The sequence below is a fragment of the Sphingomonas trueperi genome (genome assembly GCF_011927635.1).
Lineage (GTDB): Bacteria > Pseudomonadota > Alphaproteobacteria > Sphingomonadales > Sphingomonadaceae > Sphingomonas > Sphingomonas trueperi.
The window spans coordinates 455,450-471,778 of record NZ_JAATJB010000001.1 but is presented as its reverse complement, the minus strand read 5'-3'; the positions used below and the strand labels follow the sequence as shown (position 1 = coordinate 471,778).

Here is a 16,329-nt window from a genome sequence, read left to right as displayed (position 1 = left end):
ATTCTCAGGATGTTGGAGTCTGTTGGCCGGTGAAAGCCGGGGCTTATGGCGATGTGAGTCAGTTGCCAACAATTTGACTCCTGCTGCCATGCGGAATCGCACGGATTCGGAAAAACTGTCCACAAGACTCACAGGCTGTGCATGGAAAGCACAAGCTGGGGATGCGGCTGTGGACGAATCACCAGCTGAATCGCGGAATCGGGCGGGTTGGCCGGATGCCGCGGTTACGCTACCGCTTGTTCGCCATGTTATGCACAGATCGGTCCCCAGCCTGATGCGGCTGCACCTGCACCTGCTCTCGGACTCCACCGGCGAGACCCTGGAAAACATCGCCAAGGCGGCGCTGGCGCAGTTCGACGATGTCGAGCCGCTGCGCCATTTCTGGCCGATGGTGCGCAGCGAGGCGCATCTGGAACGCATCCTGCAGGAGATCGCGCAGAACCCCGGGCTGGTGATCTACACATTGGTCAATCGCGACATCCGCCGCATGCTCGAGACGCGCTGCCGCGCGCTGGGGCTCCCGGCGATCGCGCCGCTCGACCAGGTGAGCCATGCGCTGTCCAATCTCCTCGGCCAGGAAGCCAAGGCGCGGCCGGGCCGCCAGCACATGCTCGATGCCGCCTATTTCGCTCGCGTCGACGCGATCCAGTTCACCATCGCGCATGACGACGGCATCGGCTGGGAGGATTGGGAGGAAAGCGACATTTTGCTCGCCGGCGTGTCGCGTTCGTCGAAGACGCCGACCTCGATCTATCTCGCCAATCGCGGTTACAAGGTGTCGAACATCCCGATCGTGGTCGAGTCCCCGCCCCCGGCCAAGCTGTTCCAGCTCCAGCGGCCGCTGATCGTCGGGCTCACCACCAGCGCCGACCGGCTGGTGCAGATCCGCCGCAACCGGCTGCTCTCGCTCAACCAGGCGCCCGAGACCGACTATGTCGACCAGGAAGCGGTGCAGCGCGAGATCGCCTTTGCCCGCCGGATGTTCGCCGACAACGGCTGGCCGGTGATCGACGTCACCCGCCGCTCGATCGAGGAGACCGCGGCCGCGATCATCCAGCTGTGCAACGACCGTGAAATGGACCGCCGATAATGCCGACTCTAGTCCTTGCCTCCCAGAGCGCCTCGCGCCGGGCAATGCTCGATGCCGCAGGCGTGGCGCACGAGGCGCTGCCGGCGCTGGTCGATGAGGCCAGCGCGAAGCAATCGCTGCTCGCCGAGGGTACGTCCCCGCGCGACCTCGCCGATGCGCTCGCCGAGCTGAAGGCGCTCAAGGTTTCGCGCATGGCCCCGCAGGCCCTGGTGCTGGGGGGCGACTCGCTCGTCGCGCTCGACGATGGCAGCCTGCTCGACAAGCCCGAGACCCGCGAACAGGCGCGCGACCATCTCCAGCGCATGTCGGGCAAGACCCACGACATCTACAGCGCGGCGGTGATCGCCGAGGGCGGCCGACCGGTGTGGCGGCATGTCGATCGCGCCCGGCTCCACGTCCGCCCGCTGAGCGAGGCGTTCATCGAATCCTACCTCGATGTCGAATGGCCGGCGATCGCCGGTTGCGTCGGCTGCTTCCGGATCGAGGGGCCCGGCGTGCAGCTCTTCAGCCGGACCGACGGCAGCCATTTCACCATCCTCGGCATGCCGCTGCTGCCGATTCTCGACTATCTGCGCACCCGGGGAGTGATGCCCAAGTGACTCGCTATGCCGAGGTGATCGGCGATCCGATCTCCCATTCCAAATCGCCGATCATCCACAAGTTCTGGCTCGATGCGCTGGGGATCGAGGGCGATTATCGCCGCACCCATGTGCTGGGCGACGACCTCGCCGGCTATTTCGCCCGCGCCAGGGACGACGCCGACTGGCGCGGTTGCAACGTCACGATTCCGCACAAGCTGGCGGTGATGGACCTGGTCGGCGATCCCGGGGGCGTGCGCAGCACGATCGGCGCGATGAATACGGTGATTCGCGGTGAGGACGGCGCGCTGATCGGCACCAACACCGATGCCGGCGGCTTCTTCTCGCCGATCGCCGGGCTGGAACTCGAAGGCCGCCACGCGGTGGTGGTCGGCGCGGGCGGCGGCGCGCGTGCGGTGCTGTTCGCATTGTCTCGCGTTGGCATCGGCCGGGTGACGGTCCTCAACCGCAATGTCCTCAAGGCGGCGGCGCTGCTCTCCAGTTTCGGGGTGAAGGGCGACGCGCTTCCGATCGGCGCGCCCCTGCCCGCGGCCGATCTGCTGGTGAACGCCAGCCCGCTCGGTATGGGCGGCCAGCCGCCGCTCGACCTCGATCTCGATCCGCTGCCCGAACATGCCGTGGTCTACGACATCGTCTACGCCCCGCTCGAGACGCCGCTGCTCGCCCAGGCGCGCGACCGCGAGCTGGACACGGTGGACGGCCTCGAGATGCTGGTCGGCCAGGCCGCGCTCGCCTTCGAGCTCTTCTTCGGCGCCGAACCCCCGCGCGATCGCGACGAGGAACTGCGCGCGCTGCTCACTGCATGAGCAGGCGGCCGATCGTGCTCGGGCTCACCGGCTCGATCGGCATGGGCAAGTCGACCGTCGCGGCGATGTTCGCCGCCGACGGCGTGCCGGTGTTCGACGCCGATGCGACCGTCCACCACCTCCAGGGCCCGAGCGGCGCGGCGGTCGCGGCGATCGAAGCCGAGTTTCCGGACACGACCACAGAACTCGGGGTGAATCGCACGCTGCTGCGCGAGGCGGTGATGGCCGACCCCACCGCCTTCGCCCGACTCGAAGCGATCCTGCACCCCGCCGTCGCCGAGGCGCGCGAGTCGTTCCTGGCGGCCCACGCCGATGCGCCGCTGGTCGTTCTTGACGTACCATTGCTGTTCGAGGCCGGCGGCTGGCGGCATGTCGACAAGATCGCCGTCGTCTCCGCTCCGCCTGAGGTGCAGCGTAACCGCGTCCTCGCCCGCCCCGGCATGACCGCGGAACGCTTCGACGCCATCCTCGCGCGGCAAATGCCCGACGCCGAGAAACGCGCCCGCGCCGATTTCGTCATCCCCACCGGCGAAGGCCTGCAGGTTACGGAAGATTGCGTACGGAACGTCATCGCTTGCCTCGCGCCGCCTGCGGGTGGATAAGCGCTCCATGCGGGAAATCGTGTTTGACACCGAAACGACGGGACTCAGCTTCTCAGGCGGCGACCGCCTCGTCGAAATCGGCTGTGTCGAGCTGGTGAACCGGGTTGCCACCGGCAACCACTTCCACGCCTATATCAATCCGCAGCGCGCCATGCCGGTGGAGGCGTTCAACGTCCACGGCCTGTCCGAGCGATTTCTTTCCGACAAGCCGGTGTTCGAGGATGTCGTCGAGGATCTGCTGGCGTTTATCGGCGACTCGCCGATGGTCGCGCACAATGCAGGGTTCGACTTCAGCTTCCTCAACGGGGAACTCGGCCGCTGCAGCCGTCCGATCGTCGACCTCAGCCGCATGGTCGACACGCTGGTGCTCGCGCGCACCCGGCATCCCGGTGCCAAGCACACGCTCGACGCGCTGTGCAGCCGCTACGGCATCGATCTCAGCGCGCGTACCCTGCACGGCGCGCTGCTCGACGCGCAGCTGCTGGCCCAGGTCTATGTCGAGCTGACTGGCGGCCGCCAGATCACGCTGGGCCTGGCGGAAGAAGTCCCGGTGGTGCCCGAGACCGCCGCCGAGGCGCCGAGCAGGGTACATATCCGGCCGGCGCGACGGTTTACCGCGAGTGCGGTGGAACTTGAACGGCACGCAGCGTTTCTGAAGTCCCTGGACGAGCCGCTATGGGGTGTTCCCACAATCGACGCGGTTCCGGCGCAGCCCTAGGTCGCTCGTCCCTAATTGCGAAGTGGAGGTACATTATGGATATCCGGATCTCGGGGCATCAGGTCGATACGGGCGCAGCGCTCAAGACGCAGGTGACGGATCGGGTCCAGGGTATCGCCGACAAATATTTCTCCCGCGCCATCTCCTCGCAGATCACCTTCGGCAAGGGCCCGCACGACAACGGCTTCACCTGCGACATCGTGATGCACGTGACGCAAGGCCTGGTGCTCAAGGCGACCAACAGCGGCATGGAAGCGCATGGCGCGTTCGATGGCGCGGCCGACCGGATCGACAAGCAGCTGCGACGCTATGTCCGACGGCTCAAGGATCGACGTCCGACCGAAGTGATCGCGCTGGCCGAGGGCGGCGCCTATGACAATGGTTTCGACAATGCCGGCTATACCTTGTTCCAGGAACCGGCTGCCGAGGAAGAAGTCGCCGATGCACCGCTGGTGATCGCGGAGACGCGCGTCGACGTACCGGACGCCACGGTTTCGGACGCAGTGATGATGCTCGACTTGCGCAATACCAACGCATTGCTGTTCCGCAACAGCGGTACAGGCGCCTATAATATGGTCTATCGCCGCGGCGACGGAACGATTGGCTGGGTTGAGCCCAACCGCGCACCGGCGTAAGGCCGGCCTGCCCGATGGGCAGCACCGCTTCTTTGGAACGATTTCATGACTGATCTGAGCGATTTGCTCGTGCCGGAGGCGGTGCTCGCCGGCGTTACGGCGGGTAACAAGAAGGCGCTGTTCCAGCAGCTTGGTGCCAGTGCGACGGCGACCTACGGGGTCGACGCCAAGCTGGTGGCCGAGCGGCTGGCCGAGCGCGAGCGGCTGGGCTCGACCGGCTTCGGCGGCGGCATCGCGATCCCGCACGCCCGGCTCGACGACTTGCCGCACGTGTGCGGCGTGTTCGCCCGGCTGGAGCAGCCGCTCGATTTCGGCGCGGTCGACGAGCTGCCGGTGGATCTGGTGTTCATGCTGCTCTCGCCGACCAATGCCGGCACCGAGCATCTGAAGGCGCTCGCCTCGGTATCGCGGCGGCTGCGCGAGCGGCCCTTTGCCGAGAAGCTGCGCGGCGCGGGCTCGAAGGACGCGCTCTACGTGCTGCTCACCGGAGTCGAGGCGCGTGACGCCGCCTGAATCGGCGCCGACCGGGGCCGAGGCGCATTACCGGGCGCTCGAATCGCTCTACGCCGCCGCCCCGATCAACCAGCTGTTTCCCTCGGTGCTCGAGATTCCGGAGGCGGGAATCGCGCGGATCCGCTTCGACGTGGACTCGCGCTATTTCCACGCCGCCGGGGCGACGCACGGCACCAGCTACTTCAAGATGCTCGACGATGCCGCCTTCTATGCGGCGAACAGCCTGGTCACCGATCGCTTCCTGCTCACCACCGCCTTCAACCTGCTGCTGACCAGGCCGCTGCCCGAAGGGCCGGTGATCGCCGAGGGCCGCTGGGTGAGCGGCCAGCGGCGGGTGTTCGTCGCCGAGGCGCGGCTGATCGACGCGCAGGGCGAGGAAGCCGCGCGGGGCACGGGCACCTTCATGCGCTCGCGGATCGCGCTCGCCACCCTGCCCGGCTATCGCACCACATGACCCCGCGGCTGACCAGCGCGATGCTGGTGAGCGCGCTCGTGCGGCGGGCAGATGCCGCGGGCGGATCGGCGATGGTGCTGGCCAGGGGCGACGCGACGTCGGGTGCGATCCTGCTGCTGCTGCTCGAACGCGGCGCCAACCCGCGCTTTGTGGAGGGGGGGATCGGCCCCGACGGCGAGCGCGCGCTGCTCCCCTCCGGCCCCAAGGAACTGGCGGACGAGGCGGAGGCCGGCGCCTATTGGCGACGGCGGCGGGAGCGCGACGGCGATCTATGGGTCGTCGAACTGGATATCGCAGGCGGCGAACGGTTCGCCGCTGAAACGATGAACCTTTGTTGACAGTCCGGCCCTCGCCCGCGAAAGGGTTCACCACGTCAATTCGCGTTGTGCCGTTCGGGGTGTGAAGTCGATCGGTTACGCAGTCGGGGGGTAAGTCCGACGGTCCAGTCTCCTCGGGAGCAGCGGCCGATCGCACGCCAACCGCACAATACAGATATGAAATGAAGTTTCTGCCACGGGCTGCAACTTTCGCAGCTGTGACTTTTTGCGCTGGCGCACTTGCGAATGCCGCCACGCTCAACCTGAGCCCGCTCCCCCAGCAGGAAGCGAAGACTCAGGCGACGGTGCAGCTGGCACCGGCACAGATTCAGAACGTCCTTGCTTCCCAGCAGGTTCCCGCGCCCCAGGCTGCGGTCGAGCAGCACGGGACCGACGCCGAGGACGATGCCACCCCGGAATACGCCACCCTTTCCGACGCGGTCGCCGCGCAGGAAGACATCGCCGCGCTCGAAGAGGATCGCGAACTCCGCTGCCTCGCCACCGGCGTCTATTTCGAAGCGCGCAGCGAGCCGCTGTCGGGCCAGCTCGCGGTTGCCGACGTGATCCTCAACCGCAGCACCTCGGGCCGCTTCCCCGGTTCGGTCTGCTCGGTGGTGACCCAGAAGGGCCAGTTCTCGTTCGTCCGCGGCGGCAAGCTGCCGACGCCGCCGGCGAATGCGCATTGGCGCCGCGCGCTTGCCGTCGCCCAGGTCGCCCGCAAGAATCTGTGGGAAAGCCCCGCCGGCGACGCGCTCTATTTCCATGCGCGCTACGTCAACGGCGCGCAGGGCCGCGCCACCGTCGCGACCGTGGGGAACCACATCTTCTATCGCTGATCGGACCTCGTCCATTCGCTTGAAAAGCCGCCGAAGCGATTCGGCGGCTTTTCTGTGTTCGCTGAATGTTCTATGTTCTGGCGATGAATGCGCACACCCCCCTGCCCGCTAGCCTCACCCCCGAAGCCGAGGCGCTGGTCGCTGCGGACGTGGTCCGCGGCGTGTGCAGGATGCTGCTGCGCCACGATTGCGTGGCGATCAGCGAGGTGCCGCTGGAGGGCGGCCGGCGGGTCGACCTGATGGCGCTGGATGCGCGCGGCAACATCGTCATCGTCGAGATCAAGGTGTCGCGCGCCGACCTGCTCGGCGATGCGAAATGGCCGGAATATCTAGGCCATTGCGACCGTTTCTTCTGGGCGGTGCCGCAGGGATTCGACCTGCGTCCGCTCGACCAGCCCCATTTCCTGCCCGAACGCACCGGGCTGATCGTCGCCGATCGCTATGACGCGGCGGTGGCGCGCGAGGCGGCAACGGTGCCGCTGGCCGCGCCCGCCCGCCGCAAGGCCACGCTCGCCTTCGCCCGCCGGGCGGGACGAAGGCTGCTGGGGATGCTCGATCCCGACGTCGCCGACGGGTTCTGATCCTAGGTTAGAGCTTGGGGCCCGCCGCCGTCGCAGCACGACCGACCTTGGGCGCATCGGCGAGCAGCTTGGCGATCGACGGATAGCGGGTCTCGCGCTTGGCATATTCGCGGGCCGAGAGGCCGCCGCCGAAATCGCTGCGATCGGGGTCCGCCCCGGCATCGAGCAGCTTCTTGACCACCTCGGCGTCGTGCGAAAGCACCGCGCGGATCAGCGGGGTGACGCCGCCATTGTTCGCCAGGTTGACGTTGGCCTTCTTGGCGAGCAGCGCATCGACCCCCGGTGCCCAGCCGAGACCGGCAGCGAAGATCAGCGGCGTGTTGCCGTCGCGATCCTGGATGTTCACGTTGATGCCGGGCTGGTTGATCAGCACGGTCAGGTAGGTCGGATCCTGGCGCTTGACGACGATGTGCAGCGCGGCTTCCCCGGTGCCATAGGGATCCTTGACGTTGATCATCGAGGCTGCCTTGTCGCGCAGGAACTCGTTGACCTTGTTCCCATCCGCCTTACGGATCGCGTCGAGGAACTGGATGCTCTCGCGCGGCTGGCCCATGCCCTGGGCGAGCGCCGGAAGCGGCAGGAGGAGAAGCGCCGCGGCGGCGGCAGAGGCGAGACGGAACGTCATTGCTGGATCGGTACCTTCGATACTGGCGACGGATGCAGCGGCGTTCCTAGCAAAGACTGGCGGTGGATACCATGAACTGGATGTTTCGCGCATTGATAGCTTCCGCAATATTGGCGCTGGCGGCCTGCGGAGGCGGCAGCCCCGGCGAACCCCCGCTGGCCGGGGCGCGGATCGGCGGGCCGTTCACCCTCACCGACCAGAACGGCAAGACCGTCACCGATGCCGATTTCGCGGGCAAATACCGCATCGTCTATTTCGGCTACACCTATTGTCCCGATGTTTGCCCGACCGACCTGACCAAGATCGGCGCAGCGTTGCGTGTGCTCGACAAGCAGGCGCCGCGCACCGCGCAGAAGATCGTACCGCTGTTCATCACGGTCGACCCAGAGCGCGATACGCCGGCGCAGCTCAAGCAATATGTCGCGAACTTTCATCCGCGCCTCGTCGGCCTCACCGGATCGCCGCAAGCGATCGCGCAGGTGGCGAAGGCATATGCGGTCGCCTATATGAAGCAGCCGACGCCGTCGGGCTATCTGATGGGCCACACCCAAGTGGCCTATCTGATGGGGCCGGACAGCAAGCCGATCACCAGCCTGCCGCTGGAGAAGGATCCCCCGGCGATCGTCGCCGAGCTTGAGCATTGGGTGCGTTGACCATCAAATTCTGGGAAGATCTGCCGCTGGAGGCCCTGGACCGCGCGCAATGGGAAGCCCTGTGCGACGGCTGCGGCAAGTGCTGCCTGCACAAGCTCGAGGACGAGGAGACCGGTGAGCTGTTCGCGACCAACGTCGCCTGCAAGCTGCTCGATCGGCGGATGGGACTGTGCAAGGATTACAAGCACCGCCGCGCCTATGTGCCCGAATGCGTGCGGCTGACGACGCGCAACGTGGCCGACATCGAATGGCTGCCCACCACCTGCGCCTATCGCCTGCGCGCCAATGGCGAGAAGCTGCCCGACTGGCACTATCTCGTCTCGGGCGACCGCGAGGCGGTGCACCAGGCCGGCGAATCGACCCGGGGCTGGACCATCTCCGAGGAGGATGCCGGCGATCTCGAACACCACATGACGGACCGCCGCCTTTGATCGAGGGGCTCGAAGTGATCCGCCATCCCCGCGCGCGGCGGATGCGGCTCGCGATCGATCCCCGCGACGGCAAAATTCGGCTGACCATCCCGCCGCGCGCGAGTCTCGCCAAGGCGATGCAATGGGTGGGCGAGCAGCAGGGCTGGATCGACGCGCAGCGTGAGCGGCTGCCGGGTGGCCGCCCGTTCGTGCCGGGAGCGCGTGTGCCGTTTGGCGACGGCGAACTGGCGATCGTCTGGCCGGTCGCCGGTGTCCGCGGCGTACGGCGCGAGGGGGACCAGCTGCTCTGCGGCGGGACGGCGGAAGGCCTCGGCCGCCGCGTCGAGCGCTGGCTGCAAGCCGAGGCGCTGCGGGTGCTGAGCGAGGAGACTGCGCACTATGCAGCGCTTGCCGGGGTGCGGGTCACCAAGGTGGCGATCGGCGATGCGCGCAGCCGCTGGGGAAGCTGCGCCTCGACGGGGGTGATCCGCTACAGCTGGCGGCTGATCCTGGCGCCCAGCGAGGTCCGCCGGGCGACGGTGGCGCATGAAGTCGCGCACCGGGTCCATATGAACCACGGCCCCGATTTCCACGCGTTGGTCGAGCAGCTCTACGGCGCCGACCCTTCGCCGCATCGGCACTGGCTGCGCAAACATGGCGCCGGCCTGCACTGGATCGGGCGCGAATAGCCTCCCGCCTGCCAGTCCCCCTCCCGCCTGCGGGCGGGGCGATTAGAGCAGTGCCCTCGTCCTCAATATTCGTCGTTGGGCCGCTGGCGATCCTGCGGAGCGGGCTGGCGCTGCGGCTGGCGGGGTTGCTGCTGCTGCTGCGCCGGCGGGCGGCCGGTCATGCGGTTGATCCAGTCGCGGTCGAGCCGCTCGCCCTGCTGCTGGACGGGCGCCGGGCGTCCCCCCTGCTGGACCGGATCGGTGCCGTCCATGCCCTCGTCGTCCTGCGGCTCGATCGGCACCTGCGGCGGCGGAGCGATCGGATTGCCGTCCGGATCGACCATCATGCCGTTGTCGGGTGCGCCATAGGCGTCCTCGTCGGGCTCGAGCATGTTGTCCGGTGGCGTCAGCTGGGTCTCGAACTGCTCGACCGGCCGGTTGGCAACCGCCTGGATCATGAAGTCGTGGAACGCCCGCGCAGGCGCACGGCCGCCCTGCAGGCCCGGCACCACCTTGGCATCGTCGCGGCCCATCCACACGCCGGTGGTGAGGCCGCTGGAGAAGCCGATGAACCAGCCGTCCTTGTTCGAGCTGGTCGTGCCGGTCTTGCCCGCGACAGGACGTCCGATCTGCGCGGCGCGGCCGGTGCCGGTGGCGACGGCGGTCTGCATCAGGTCGATCATCTGCGCCGCGACGTAATTGGCGACCAGCACGTGGCTGGTATCCACCTCATGCTGGTAGATCACGCGGTTGTTGGCGGTCACACGGGTGATGCCATAGGGCGTTACCGCCACGCCGTTATTGCCCACCGAGGCGAAGGCGCGCGTCATGTCGATCAGGCGAACGTTGGAGGTGCCGAGCACCATCGCCGGCTGGGTGTTGATCGGGGTGGTGATGCCGAAGCGCTTCGCCATGTCGGCCACGGTGGTGAAGCCCACCTCCTGGCCGAGCTTCGCCGCGATCGTGTTGACCGAATAGGCGAAGGCGGTGCGGATCGTGATCGGGCCGCTGTTTCGGCGCGAATCGTTGCGCGGGGTCCAGCCGTCGATCGTCACCGGTTCGTCGACCACCACGTCGTCGGGCTTGTGCCCGGCTTCGAGCGCCGCGAGATAGACGAACAGCTTGAACGACGAGCCCGGCTGGCGCTGGGCCTGGGTCGCGCGGTTGTAGATCGAGGACACATAGTCCTTGCCGCCGACCATTGCCCGCACCGCGCCGTCCCGGTCGATCGAGACCAGCGCGCCCTGCGCCCCGTCGGGTGCGTTGACGCGGATCGCCTGGTCGGCGCTGCGCTGCATGTTGAGGTCGAGCGTCGTCCACACGTCGAGCGGCGCGTCGGTCTCGTCGATCAGCGTCTCCAGCTGGGGCAGTGCCCAGTCGGTGAAGTAGCGGACGCTGTTCTGCTTGGGCTCGGGCGCCAGCTGCACGGCGTGCGGGTCGGTGCTGTTGGCCTGGGCCTCGCTGATCTTGCCGGCTTCGGCCATCAGCTTGAGCACCACCGTCGCGCGGTCGACCGCGGCCTCGGCGTCGGCGGTCGGCGAATAATGCGACGGCGCCTTTACCAGGCCGGCGATGATCGCGGATTCGCCGAGCGACAGGTTGGTCGCGGGATGGCCGAAGAACTTGCGGCTCGCCGCGTCGATGCCATAGGCGCCGCCGCCGAAATAGACCTTGTTCAGGTAAAGCTCGAGGATCTCCTGCTTGGAGAATTTGCGTTCGAGCGCCAGTGCCAGGATCGCCTCGCGAATCTTGCGGGTGACGCTGTACTTGTTTGACAGGAAGATGGTGCGCGCCACCTGCTGGGTGATGGTCGAGCCGCCCTGCAGGCGCCGCCCTTCGTCATGCAGCCGCTTGGCGACCCAGAAGATGCGCGCCACGCCGACCGGATCGACACCCCAGTGCGATTCGAAGCGGCGATCCTCAGTCGCGATGATCGCGTCCTTCATCGCCTGCGGGATCTGGTCGTATTTGATCCATTCGCCATAGCTCGGCCCGAGCGAGACCAGCACGGTGCCGTCGACCGCGTGGACGCGGATCATCTGGCCGTTGGGCGAGGACTTCATCTGGTCGAAGCTCGGCAGCGTCGAGCGCGCCGAATAGACCGCGATCACCAGCGCGATGCAGGCGATCAGCGCCAACGCCACGCCGCTGATCAGCGACCAGAGGAAGAACTTCTTCCAGAAGGAGCCCCGGCGCCACCAGGGCGCAGCTGCGGTTTTCGATTTCACGGCCATGTACGGCGTGGTCGATTACAGGCTTGCGGGGCTTCCCACAAGGATCAGGCGGCGGAAGCCCCAGCAGCGCGCGGCCGGAACTCGAGGCTGACCGAATTCATGCAGTAGCGCAGTCCGGTTGGCGGCGGGCCGTCGGGGAAGACATGGCCGAGATGGCCGTCGCAGCGGGCGCAGCGCGCCTCGATGCGGCGCATGCCGTGGCTGGTATCGGCATGCTCGCTGACATGGTCGGGCGCCACCGGCTGGGTGAAGCTGGGCCAGCCCGAGCCGGAGTCATATTTGTCGATGCTGTCGAACAGCTCGAGCTGGCAGCCGGCGCAGCGATAGATGCCGTCGGCCTTGTTGTCGTTGTAGCGGCCCGAAAAGGCGCGCTCGGTGCCCGCCTCGCGCAGCACGTGGAACTGCTCGGGGGTGAGGCGCTTGCGCCATTCGGATTCGGAGAGATTCAGCTGTTCCATAGGCCCGAAATGTGGGTTCGGCGGGCCGTGCCGTCAATCCGCCGAAGCGCTCAGTCCGGGATGGTGATCCGCTGCACCACCGCGCCGCTCTCGCGCAGCTGCGCCTTCAGCACTTCGGGCTTGGGGGCGTAAAGGAAGCCGAAGCTCACCGTGCCCTTGCGGGTGCGCACGGCGTGGTGGAGCCGGTGCGCCTGGACGATCCGCTTCATGTAGCTGGAGCGCGGAATGTAGCGGTGGCGGATCCGCTTGTGGACGATCAGGTCGTGGAAGCCGAAATAGATCGCGCCATACGCCGCGATTCCCGCGCCGATCCAGGTGAAGCCCGGCCACCAGCCGAGCTGCACGCCGCCGAGCAGCAGCACGAAGGAGGGCACCGCGAAGATCACGGCATAGAGGTCGTTGAGCTCCCAATTGCCGGTGCGCGGGCGGTGGTGGCTCTTATGGAGGAACCAGCCCGGCCCGTGCATGATCCAGCGATGCGCGGCATAGGCGAACAGCTCCATGCCGAGCACGGTGGCGAGGAAGATCAGGACGGCGTTGAGCGGCGACATGGTCCCCATGTAGGCGATCCCGCCGCGCCATTCCATTGACTTTGCCCAAAGAGGCAGGGTCAGTCCGGTGCTACGTCTAGGAGGTCCGCGCCCATCGCCGAGATCAGCCAGTCGTGGAAGATCTGCACCGGCCGCAGCGTCAGCGCGCGGGGGCGGCAGACGAACCAGTAGCTGTAATGGCTCTCCACCGTCAGGTCGAACAGCTGCACCAGCCGCTCGTCGCGGGCGGACTGGTAGTGCGATTCGAGCATGAAGGCGACGCCGAGACCCTGCGCGGCGGCCTCCAGCATCAGGTTGCCCGAATCGAACAGGTCGATCGCCGCCGGTTCGAGGTCGGGATAACCCGCCGCCATGCGCCAGGCGGTGAAGGTCTCGGGCATTTCGCGGTGGACCAATGCGGTGAGCCGCGACAGGTCCATCGGGTCGCGCACCGGATTGGGGCCCTCCACCAGGCTGCGCGCGCCGATCACGTGGACCCGGTTGCGGTCCAGCCGACGCGAATAATAGCCGGGGTCGATGTCCCGGGCGATGACGATCGCCGCATCTAGCCCGTCGCCGAGCCGCGCCATGCCGTGGCTGCCGGTATCGACGTCGAGATGCAGCTCGGGGTGCCGCTTCTTCAGCTCGGGCAGGCGCGGCAGCAGCTGTTGCGTCGCATAGAGCGGCAGCACGCCGAGCCGGAGCCGCAGCAACTCGCTGCCGCTGGTCATCGTCTCGATCGCATCGGTCATCGTGTCGAGCGCCGGCGCGATCAGGCTGAGCAGCCGGTCGCCATCGTCGTTGAGCCGTAGCGACTGGTGGCGTCGCTCGAACAAGGGCTTGCCGATGAAGCGCTCGAGCGCCTGCACCCGCCGGCTGAGCGCGGGCGAGGACAGCGCCAGTTCCTCGGCGGCGGCCTTGATCGAGCCCAGGCGGGCGACCTGGACAAAGGCCTCGATCGCGGTGAGCGGCGGGAGGCGTCGCATCGATCCGTCTCTCTTCTTTGGTGCGGTGCAGCAATGGGTTTGTGCGAACGATACCCGCCCGCACAACTTTTTCCCGCTGGAGCGAATATCGCTCCGGACAATCGCGATTGCAAGCCGTGCATGTACGCGGTGTAATTTTCGCACTTGCACAAAAACGTGCCGCACTGCACATAGGGGGTGCCTTTCAGGCATCCTCTCCTAAAACTTTCCAAGGCCGCCCTTTTTGAGGCGGCCCTTTTTTTTGCGTCCGCCGTTCTTAGCTTTCGGGCCTACCGCCACGAAGGAACCCAGAATGGCCGATGACGAATCCCGCACCCGCCGCCTGCAGGTCGCCAATGCGCGGCCCGAGGACAGCGGCCGCGGACTGGCCCATATCCCGCGCAGCCTGATGGCCGCGCTCGGCATCACCGAGGGTGATGTGATCGAGATCGTCGGCAAGCGCAGCACCCCGGCGCGTGCCGTGCTCCCCTATTCCGAAGACGAAGGCCTGGAGCTGCTCCGCATAGACGGGCTCCAGCGCGCCAATGCCGGCGTCGGCTCGGGCGACTTCGTCGAGGTGCGCCGCGCCGATTCGAAGCCGGCGACGCGCGTGGTGTTCGGCCCGGCCCAGGCGAATCTGCGGCTGCGCGGCACCGGCGAGGCGCTGAAGCGCACTTTCTTCACGCGGCCCCTCACCTCCGGCGACACGATCGCCACCGTGGGGCACCAGCGCGCCGACGTGCCGCCCAACGTCCAGCAGTTCGTGCGGGCGCCCGCCTATGCGCTGCAGGAGATTCGCCTGACGGTGCTCTCCACCGTGCCCCGCGGCGTGGTGCATATCGACGAGAATACCGAGGTCGAGCTCCGCACCGAGTATGAGGAGGCCAAGGAAAGCCGCCGGGCCGACGTCACCTATGACGATATCGGCGGCATGGCCGGCACGATCGACCAGCTGCGCGAGATGGTCGAGCTGCCGCTGCGCTATCCCGAGCTATTCCAGCGCCTGGGCGTCGATCCGCCCAAGGGCGTGATTCTGCACGGGCCTCCCGGCACCGGCAAGACGCGCCTCGCCCGTGCGGTCGCCAATGAGAGCGACGCCAGCTTCCATCTGATCAACGGGCCGGAGATCATGGGCTCGGCCTATGGCGAATCCGAGCAGCGGCTGCGCCAGGTGTTCGAGGAAGCGTCCAAGAACGCGCCCTCGATCGTGTTCATCGACGAGATCGATTCGATCGCGCCGAAGCGCGGCCAGGTGACCGGCGAGGCGGAGAAGCGCCTCGTCGCCCAGTTGCTCACGCTGATGGACGGGCTGGAGGCCCGCGCCAACATCGTCGTGATCGCCGCGACCAATCGCCCCGAGGCGATCGACGAGGCGCTGCGCCGTCCCGGCCGGTTCGATCGCGAGATCGTCGTCGGCGTGCCGGACGATCGCGGCCGCCGCGAGATCCTGGGCATCCACACCCGCGGCATGCCGCTGGCCGACGATGTCGACCTGCCCGAGCTGGCGCGTACCACCTATGGGTTCGTCGGCGCCGATCTCGCCGCGCTCACCCGCGAGGCGGCGATCGAAGCCGTCCGCCGGATCATGCCACGGCTCAATCTCGAGGAAGGCACCATTCCGCCCGAGGTGCTCGACACGCTGTCGGTCACCCGCGACGATTTCCTGGAGGCCCTCAAGCGCGTCCAGCCTTCGGCGATGCGCGAAGTGATGGTGCAGGCACCCACCGTCCGCTGGGAAGATGTCGGCGGGCTCGACGACGCGCAGATGCGGCTCAAGGAAGGCGTCGAACTGCCGCTCAAGGATCCCGACGCGTTCCGGCGCCTGGGCATCCGGCCGGCCAAGGGCTTCCTGCTCTATGGCCCGCCCGGCACCGGCAAGACGCTGCTCGCCAAGGCGGTGGCGCGCGAGGCGGAGGCGAACTTCATCGCCACCAAGTCGAGCGACCTGCTCTCGAAGTGGTATGGCGAGAGCGAGCAGCAGATCGCCCGGCTGTTCGCCCGCGCCCGCCAGGTAGCACCCTGCGTGATCTTCATCGACGAGCTCGACTCGCTGGTGCCGGCCCGGGGCGGTTCGATGGGCGAGCCGCAGGTGACCGAGCGCGTGGTCAACACCATCCTCGCCGAGATGGACGGGCTCGAGGAGCTCCAGTCGGTGGTGGTGATCGGCGCGACCAACCGGCCGAACCTGATCGACCCCGCCCTGCTCCGCCCGGGCCGGTTCGACGAGCTGGTCTATGTCGGCGTGCCCGACAAGGCCGGGCGCGAGCGCATCCTGCGCATCCAGACCGAGAAGATGCCCCTCGCGGCGGATGTCGATCTGGGGTCGATTGCCGAGCAGACCCAGCGCTACACCGGCGCCGATCTGGAAGACGTGGTCCGTCGCGCCGGCCTGGTCGCGCTGCGCCAGTCGCTGGCGACCCGCGAAGTGACGATGGCGCATTTCGAGGCAGCGCTGAAGGACTCGCGGGCGACGGTTACGCCGGAGATGGAGAACGAGTATGAGGCGATGCAGGGCAGGCTGAAGCAGCAGGCCTCGTCGATCCAGCCGATCGGCTTCATCGCGCCCGGCATGCTGGAAGGTCGCGGGCCGAAGGGCTAAGCTGCCGCATCCAGGGCCGCCGGCGACCAAGGCGTT

General features: G+C 67.4%; 20 protein-coding genes. 15 read left to right on the top strand and 5 right to left on the bottom strand.

Annotation, left to right across the window (positions count from 1 at the left end):
• Positions 1-274: 274 nt before the first annotated feature.
• The 11 genes from GGR89_RS02200 (at position 275) to GGR89_RS02150 (ending at position 7,151) form a co-directional block, all read left to right on the top strand.
• Positions 275-1,090, top strand: a complete 816-nt coding sequence (locus GGR89_RS02200) for a pyruvate, water dikinase regulatory protein (protein ID WP_183049464.1) — start codon at positions 275-277, stop codon at positions 1,088-1,090.
• Positions 1,090-1,689, top strand: coding sequence for a Maf family protein (locus GGR89_RS02195; RefSeq protein WP_125973108.1), 600 nt, complete (start codon positions 1,090-1,092; stop codon positions 1,687-1,689). The genes GGR89_RS02200 and GGR89_RS02195 overlap by 1 nt, the downstream gene beginning before the upstream one ends.
• Complete coding sequence (gene aroE / locus GGR89_RS02190; protein WP_125973106.1) at positions 1,686-2,495, top strand: shikimate dehydrogenase; 810 nt, start codon at positions 1,686-1,688, stop codon at positions 2,493-2,495. Before GGR89_RS02195 ends, aroE begins: the two co-directional genes overlap by 4 nt.
• Positions 2,492-3,097 (top strand): dephospho-CoA kinase, encoded by a 606-nt coding sequence (coaE, locus tag GGR89_RS02185; RefSeq protein ID WP_125973104.1) that lies wholly within the window; start codon positions 2,492-2,494, stop codon positions 3,095-3,097. Before aroE ends, coaE begins: the two co-directional genes overlap by 4 nt.
• A 7-nt stretch (positions 3,098-3,104) precedes the next feature.
• Positions 3,105-3,815: a DNA polymerase III subunit epsilon gene (gene dnaQ, locus GGR89_RS02180; protein WP_125973102.1), complete on the top strand. Its 711-nt coding sequence runs from the start codon at positions 3,105-3,107 to the stop codon at positions 3,813-3,815.
• A gap of 35 nt (positions 3,816-3,850) precedes the next feature.
• On the top strand, positions 3,851-4,450 hold the full coding sequence (gene hpf, locus GGR89_RS02175) for a ribosome hibernation-promoting factor, HPF/YfiA family (protein ID WP_125973099.1): 600 nt from the start codon (positions 3,851-3,853) through the stop codon (positions 4,448-4,450).
• Positions 4,451-4,495: 45 nt separating this feature from the next.
• A complete protein-coding gene (locus GGR89_RS02170) occupies positions 4,496-4,963 on the top strand; it encodes a PTS sugar transporter subunit IIA (protein WP_125973097.1) in 468 nt (155 codons plus the stop codon).
• On the top strand, positions 4,950-5,417 hold the full coding sequence (locus GGR89_RS02165) for a PaaI family thioesterase (RefSeq protein ID WP_125973095.1): 468 nt from the start codon (positions 4,950-4,952) through the stop codon (positions 5,415-5,417). Before GGR89_RS02170 ends, GGR89_RS02165 begins: the two co-directional genes overlap by 14 nt.
• Complete coding sequence (locus tag GGR89_RS02160; RefSeq protein WP_125973093.1) at positions 5,414-5,755, top strand: DUF1491 family protein; 342 nt, start codon at positions 5,414-5,416, stop codon at positions 5,753-5,755. Before GGR89_RS02165 ends, GGR89_RS02160 begins: the two co-directional genes overlap by 4 nt.
• A 197-nt stretch (positions 5,756-5,952) precedes the next feature.
• Positions 5,953-6,570 (top strand): cell wall hydrolase, encoded by a 618-nt coding sequence (locus tag GGR89_RS02155; protein WP_241217822.1) that lies wholly within the window; start codon positions 5,953-5,955, stop codon positions 6,568-6,570.
• Between the two features lie 83 nt (positions 6,571-6,653).
• Positions 6,654-7,151: an MmcB family DNA repair protein gene (locus GGR89_RS02150; RefSeq protein WP_125973285.1), complete on the top strand. Its 498-nt coding sequence runs from the start codon at positions 6,654-6,656 to the stop codon at positions 7,149-7,151.
• Between the two features lie 7 nt (positions 7,152-7,158).
• On the opposite strand, the gene GGR89_RS02145 is transcribed toward GGR89_RS02150, so the two are convergent.
• Positions 7,159-7,776 carry an ankyrin repeat domain-containing protein gene (locus GGR89_RS02145; RefSeq protein ID WP_125973089.1) on the bottom strand — a complete coding sequence of 206 codons (618 nt, stop codon included), beginning with the start codon at positions 7,774-7,776 and terminating at the stop codon, positions 7,159-7,161.
• A 71-nt stretch (positions 7,777-7,847) separates the two neighbouring features.
• Here GGR89_RS02145 and GGR89_RS02140 point away from each other — a divergent pair, with 71 nt between their 5' ends.
• Genes GGR89_RS02140 through GGR89_RS02130 form a run of 3 tightly spaced genes read left to right on the top strand, consistent with a single transcriptional unit; the run spans position 7,848 to position 9,528 of the window.
• Positions 7,848-8,429, top strand: coding sequence for an SCO family protein (locus tag GGR89_RS02140; RefSeq protein WP_125973087.1), 582 nt, complete (start codon positions 7,848-7,850; stop codon positions 8,427-8,429).
• Complete coding sequence (locus GGR89_RS02135) at positions 8,417-8,860, top strand: YcgN family cysteine cluster protein (protein ID WP_125973085.1); 444 nt, start codon at positions 8,417-8,419, stop codon at positions 8,858-8,860. The genes GGR89_RS02140 and GGR89_RS02135 overlap by 13 nt, the downstream gene beginning before the upstream one ends.
• Positions 8,857-9,528: a M48 family metallopeptidase gene (locus GGR89_RS02130; protein WP_125973082.1), complete on the top strand. Its 672-nt coding sequence runs from the start codon at positions 8,857-8,859 to the stop codon at positions 9,526-9,528. Before GGR89_RS02135 ends, GGR89_RS02130 begins: the two co-directional genes overlap by 4 nt.
• Before the next feature lie 62 nt (positions 9,529-9,590).
• Here the strand turns inward: GGR89_RS02130 and GGR89_RS02125 are convergent, their stop codons facing one another.
• From GGR89_RS02125 to GGR89_RS02110, 4 genes are read right to left on the bottom strand one after another with little or no spacing between them, the layout of a single operon-like run.
• Positions 9,591-11,741 carry a transglycosylase domain-containing protein gene (locus tag GGR89_RS02125; RefSeq protein WP_125973080.1) on the bottom strand — a complete coding sequence of 717 codons (2,151 nt, stop codon included), beginning with the start codon at positions 11,739-11,741 and terminating at the stop codon, positions 9,591-9,593.
• A 44-nt stretch (positions 11,742-11,785) separates the two neighbouring features.
• Positions 11,786-12,199, bottom strand: coding sequence for a peptide-methionine (R)-S-oxide reductase MsrB (gene msrB, locus GGR89_RS02120; protein ID WP_125973078.1), 414 nt, complete (start codon positions 12,197-12,199; stop codon positions 11,786-11,788).
• Between the two features lie 50 nt (positions 12,200-12,249).
• Positions 12,250-12,750 carry a sterol desaturase family protein gene (locus GGR89_RS02115; protein ID WP_125973076.1) on the bottom strand — a complete coding sequence of 167 codons (501 nt, stop codon included), beginning with the start codon at positions 12,748-12,750 and terminating at the stop codon, positions 12,250-12,252.
• A 59-nt stretch (positions 12,751-12,809) separates the two neighbouring features.
• On the bottom strand, positions 12,810-13,715 hold the full coding sequence (locus tag GGR89_RS02110) for a LysR substrate-binding domain-containing protein (protein WP_125973074.1): 906 nt from the start codon (positions 13,713-13,715) through the stop codon (positions 12,810-12,812).
• 292 nt (positions 13,716-14,007) lie between these two features.
• On the opposite strand from GGR89_RS02110, the gene GGR89_RS02105 reads away from it, so the two are divergent.
• Positions 14,008-16,293: a CDC48 family AAA ATPase gene (locus tag GGR89_RS02105; protein ID WP_125973072.1), complete on the top strand. Its 2,286-nt coding sequence runs from the start codon at positions 14,008-14,010 to the stop codon at positions 16,291-16,293.
• Positions 16,294-16,329: the final 36 nt, after the last annotated feature.